Source organism: Pseudomonas sp. HMWF006 (genome assembly GCF_003061205.1).
Taxonomy (GTDB): Bacteria; Pseudomonadota; Gammaproteobacteria; order Pseudomonadales; family Pseudomonadaceae; genus Aquipseudomonas; species Aquipseudomonas monsensis.
The window spans coordinates 7,017-11,217 of the sequence record NZ_QAIU01000561.1 but is presented as its reverse complement, the minus strand read 5'-3'; the positions used below and the strand labels follow the sequence as shown (position 1 = coordinate 11,217).

The window sequence follows — 4,201 nt, the reverse complement described above, 5'->3', positions numbered from 1 at the left end:
CCACTGGCGCTGTGGAACTGGTGCGCGACCTGCACTCGCGTGGTTATCGCCTCGGCATCCTCACCCGGAACGCGCGCGAGTTGGCGCATGTGACGCTTGAGGCGATTGGTCTTGCCGACTGCTTCGCGGCGGAGGATGTACTGGGTCGCGACGAGGCGCCGCCGAAGCCGCATCCGGGTGGTTTGCTGAAGCTGGCAGACGCCTGGAAAGTGCCTGCCAGCAAGATGGTCATGGTCGGTGATTACCGCTTTGACCTGGATTGCGGCAGGGCCGCCGGGGCGCGGACGGTGCTGGTGAATCTGCCGGATAACCCGTGGCCGGAATTGACCGACTGGCATGCGCAGGATTGTGTCGAGTTGCGGCGGATGCTTCTGGCCTGAAATCCTGGGTGCTTAGCGGGCCTCATCGCGAGCAGGCTCACTCCTGCAATCGGAATGCGTTCCCCTGCAGGCGTGAGCCTGGTCGCGATGGCGTCAGATCAATCAGCACAAAACTTATTCGAACAACGCCTTCTGCCCCTCCGGCGAGGTCAACATTCCATCGCCGTTATGCCCAACCCCGGGCACTTCAACCAGCCGCTGATTCACCCCTTCCGGATGGCGCCGCAGCAGATAGCCGAAAAACAACTTGCCGCGCTCCAGGCGATAAGCCCCTTGCGCCTCGGCTTCGCACCCCTTGTCCAGCGCCGGATGCTGCGGATCAATGTCCTGCTGGCCGAGCAGATACGTCACTTCACGCTTGATGTAACTGCTTTCAAGCTGCAGCGGCGTTTGCCCACCGGCGTACACCGGCATGTCTGACAGACCGTATTTCCAGCGATTGAAGCCCACGCACTTGGCATGATCGAACGCCACCGGCCGCTGTTCATTGAAATACGCATACGACGAAGGATTGGCAACCACGTAGCGCAAGCGGATGCCGTTGGCCTTCAGCGCAGGCTGGTCTTTGGCGAGCAGGGCATACCGCTGCACCACCTGGCCGCCGCCGGAATGGCCGAACATCACGATCTGCTTCACGTCCGGGAACTGTTTGCGGTCAGCGAGGCGGGCGACGATTTCATCGAGTGCGGCATAGGCGCTCAACGGATTCGGGCCTGTGGATAACCCGCCGCCCATCCACTCGTTACCCTTCCAGCGCAACAACGTCGCGGGCAACGAATACAGGGCCACATCACTTTCGTTGAGAAACTGCGGGGCGATCACCAGCGTGTGCGCGGTTTGCCCCGCCAGCTCGGTCGCGCGCTCGGCGCTTTTGCGATAGGTCTCGGCGTTGCGCAAGCGACCATGAATGACGATCAGCACACGCTCGATCTTCTCCGGCGCAGGGCCGATGCCCACCGCCATTTCCCCGGCCTTGAGTTGCAGGCGACCGGGGCTGATGGCATCGACGCCGGCCGCGTGCGCTGTGCTGCCAATGATCAGTAATGCCAAAAGCCATTTATGCATTTACAGGTTTTTCGCTGCGAAGGTGTCGCACTGGCCGACCTGGCCCTGCGCGAATCCGGTTTTGAACCAGCGCACCCTTTGCGCCGACGTACCGTGAGTGAACGAGTCCGGCACCACACGGCCCTGACCCTGTTGCTGCAGGCGATCATCACCGATGGCGTTGGCCGCGTTCAAGGCTTCCTCGATGTCGCCGGGCTCCAGCCAGTTCAAACGTTTTTGCGCGTTATACGCCCAGACTCCGGCCAGGCAGTCGGCTTGCAGCTCCTGGCGCACCAGTAAACCGCCGGCACCTTCCATCTGCCGGCCCTGCTGACGGGCTGTCTGAATTTTCGCCGAGACGCCAAGAAGCGTCTGCACATGGTGTCCGACTTCGTGAGCGATGACGTAGGCCTGGGCGAAGTCGCCGGCGGCCTTGAAGCGTTGCGCCATTTCCTGGAAGAACGCCATGTCGAGATAGACCTTCTGATCGGCCGGGCAATAGAACGGGCCGGTGGCGGAGGTTGCCAGGCCGCAGGCGGAGTTGACCCGATTGCTGAACAGCACCAGGGTCGGGTCCTTATATTGCCGACCGGCCTGTTGGAAAATCGCGCCCCAGGTGTCTTCGGTATCGCCGAGGATCGAGCGCACGAACTCGGCCTGTTCGTCATTCGCCGGAGGCGCCTGCCGGGTCTGTGAGGAGGGTGCCGTTTGCTGGCCCGTTTGCCCGGTAAGCTGGCCGAGGATCTGCAACGGGTCCTGACCGGTGATCCAGCCGATGCCGACGATCAGCAGAATGGCCCCGAGGCTCAGGCCTTTGCCGCCACCAAAACCCATGCCGCCGCCACCGCCGGCATCATCACCACGGGCATCGACGACGTTGTCACTGCGTCGGCCTTTTTTCCATAGCATGTGGGAATCCTCTTTTTTCCGGTGGAGAGCTTCGGGGGTGATGAACGCTTCGTGGTGAAGAACGTTACGTGGTGTTGAGTGTTGCTGGTGTGTGAGTGTGGCGCCAGTCCGGCTATCCGTCTATTCGTGCACACGCGGGCCTGTGTATGACGAGCTGGCACGGGAGTAATTCAATCCGGACGCTGGCATCGCTGCAAATAGTTCGGGCGATGCCAATCGACTCATAAGTTCCAGATTTCTTATTCCTTTGCATATATTTTAGAATCAGCAAAATTTCATTGGGATGTCATCATGGCCGGCAGTCAGATCGAACGGGTTTTCAGCGTGCTGGAAAGTCTTACCGGCGAGCCCCGCGGGTTGCCGCTGCAGACGTTGTCCGAGCAGATCGACATCCCGAAAAGTGCCACGCACCGTTTGCTCGCCGAACTGGTGCGCCTGGGGTATGTGCGGCAGAACCCCGAGACCCTGCGCTATCACTTGTCGACCAGACTGGTTGCGATGGGCTTTCGCCACCTCTCCAGCAGCGGTGCCGACATTGTGCAGCCGGTGCTGGATCGGCTCGCTCAGGAAACCGGTGAGCTGGTGCGTCTGGGTGTCATCGACGGTGAACGTCAGACCTGGATCGCCAAGGCGCAGGGCGCGCGCACCGGTCTGCGTTACGACCCTGACATGGGCCGTGACGCGCCACTGTTCTACACCGCATCCGGCCACGCCTGGCTTGCGAGCATGAGTGATGCCGAGGCCTTGTCGCGGGTTGAACGGCAGGCCGCGCAGGTGCCCGTGGATATCGGGCCGAATGCGCCACGTTCCAATATCGAATTGCTCGAGCGTCTGCGGCTGACGCGCGAGCAGGGCTATGCCTGCGTCGAGGAGAGTTCGGCAGTGGGCACTTCGGCGATTGCCGCCGTGGTGCGGCATCCCGCGGATGCTCGGGTGATCGGCGTGTTGAGCATTGCCGGGCCGAGTGCGCGGATGCCCGGGGCAAGGTTGCATGAGCTGGCGCCGCTGCTGTTGAAGTTCACCGAGGAGTTGTCGGCAGCCAGCCTGGCCTCGGAACTGTTCATCTGACGACAAAGCGAACCCATCCCCTGTAGGCGCTGTCGAGTTAAACGCGAGATCAGGATCAAAGATCGCAGTGGTGCCGGCGCCTAAAGAGATATCGTGCAAAGCTGTGCGCTGTTCGCACACTTTTATGGTTGAAGGCTGTCGGAATCTGGAACCGGGTTCTAGATTGTTGCTTGAGGCTTTTCCTCAGTGTGTTTTTCTTCAGAGATCGCCAATGACCGTCAGCACCCCGCTTTCCGGAGTCAACCAGCCCTTTAAAGGGATCTTGCTGATTGTGGTGGCGACCTTCCTGTTCTCCAGCCATGACGCGTTGTCGAAATACCTGTCAGGTTTCTATCCGATCGTGATGGTGGTGTGGGCACGGTATGTGGTGCACACCTTGCTGATGGCGGGGATTTTTCTGCCGCAGTCCGGGTTGCGGGTGCTGCGCACGAAAAAGCCGTTATGGCAGCTGGCACGCGCGCTTTGCCTGCTCGGTACCAGTCTGTTTTTCACCACGGCGCTGCTGTACATCCCGCTTGCCGAGGCCACGGCGGTTAACTTTCTGGCGCCGGTACTGGTGACGGCCTTGTCGGTACCGCTGCTGAAAGAGCGGGTGACGCGTGGCCAGTGGATCGCGGTGATTTGTGGTTTTATCGGCGTGCTGATCATTGTTCACCCCGGCGGCGAACTGTTCACGCCGGCAGTGTTGCTGCCGTTCTGTTCGGCGCTGTTTTTCTGCTTTTACCAACTGCTGACCCGCAAACTCGCCGAAGTGGACAGCCCGACCACCAGCAACTTCTTTGCCGGGCTCTGTAACACTT

At 60.8% G+C, this 4,201-nt stretch carries 5 protein-coding genes; 3 read left to right on the top strand and 2 right to left on the bottom strand.

Annotated features, from left to right (window positions below):
- Window positions 1–380, top strand: a 380-nt coding sequence (locus tag DBR24_RS25720) for an HAD family hydrolase (protein ID WP_256591831.1), incomplete at its 5' end; no start/stop codon positions are given.
- Window positions 381–494: 114 nt separating this feature from the next.
- Here DBR24_RS25720 and DBR24_RS25715 read toward each other — a convergent pair.
- Entirely contained in the window at window positions 495–1,445 is a 951-nt protein-coding gene (locus tag DBR24_RS25715; RefSeq protein WP_123463928.1) for an alpha/beta fold hydrolase, read from the bottom strand.
- Entirely contained in the window at window positions 1,446–2,333 is an 888-nt protein-coding gene (locus DBR24_RS25710) for a neutral zinc metallopeptidase (protein WP_128616124.1), read from the bottom strand.
- Between the two features lie 291 nt (window positions 2,334–2,624).
- On the opposite strand from DBR24_RS25710, the gene DBR24_RS25705 reads away from it, so the two are divergent.
- Complete coding sequence (locus DBR24_RS25705) at window positions 2,625–3,401, top strand: IclR family transcriptional regulator (protein ID WP_123463932.1); 777 nt, start codon at window positions 2,625–2,627, stop codon at window positions 3,399–3,401.
- 211 nt (window positions 3,402–3,612) lie between these two features.
- Window positions 3,613–4,201: DMT family transporter (locus tag DBR24_RS25700; protein WP_256591830.1), on the top strand; the 589-nt coding region annotated here is incomplete at its 3' end.